Here is an 848-nt window from a genome sequence, read left to right on the forward strand (position 1 = left end):
CATCGCCACCCGCGACTACTACTCCGTCGGCGGCGGCTTCGTGGTCAACGCCGACGATGCCGCCGACGACCGCATCGTGCCCGACCAGACCCCGCTGCCCTACCCGTTCAAGAGCGGCGACGAACTGCTGGCCCAGGCCGCGCGCAGCGGCCTGAGCATTGCGCAGATGATGTTCGAGAACGAGAAGTGCTGGCGCAGCGAGGACGAGATCCGCGACGGCCTGCGCGAGCTGTGGGCCGCCATGCAGGCCTGCGTGACCCGCGGCATCCGCTCCGAGGGCACCCTGCCCGGCGGCCTGCACGTGGGCCGCCGCGCCCCGGCGCTGTACCGCGAGCTGTCCGCGCGCCCGGAAGCGGCCATGCGCGACCCGCTGACCACGCTGGACTGGGTCAACCTGTACGCGCTGGCGGTCAACGAGGAAAACGCCGCCGGCGGCCGCGTGGTCACCGCGCCCACCAACGGCGCGGCCGGCATCATCCCGGCGGTGCTGCACTACTACGACCGCTTCTGCCCGGGCAGCAATGAGCAGGGCGTGTTCGACTTCCTGCTCACCGCCGCAGCCATCGGCATCCTCTACAAGGAAAACGCCTCCATCTCCGGCGCCGAGGTCGGCTGCCAGGGCGAGGTCGGTGTGGCCTGCTCGATGGCGGCCGGCGGGCTGATGGCCGCGCTGGGCGGCAAGCCGGGGCAGATCGAGAACGCCGCCGAGATCGGCATGGAGCACAACCTGGGCCTGACCTGCGACCCGATCGGCGGGCTGGTGCAGATCCCCTGCATCGAGCGCAACGCCATGGGCGCGGTCAAGGCCATCAACGCCGCGCGCATGGCCATCCGCGGCGACGGCAAGC

At 71.6% G+C, this 848-nt stretch carries 1 protein-coding gene; it reads left to right on the top strand.

Annotation, left to right across the window (positions count from 1 at the left end; translation table 11 throughout):
- A partial coding sequence (locus tag QMX80_RS19195; RefSeq protein WP_282278769.1) for an L-serine ammonia-lyase occupies positions 1 to 848 on the top strand: 848 nt, incomplete at both ends.

The organism is Stenotrophomonas sp. PS02297, from assembly GCF_029959705.1.
Taxonomy (GTDB): Bacteria; Pseudomonadota; Gammaproteobacteria; order Xanthomonadales; family Xanthomonadaceae; genus Stenotrophomonas; species Stenotrophomonas nitritireducens.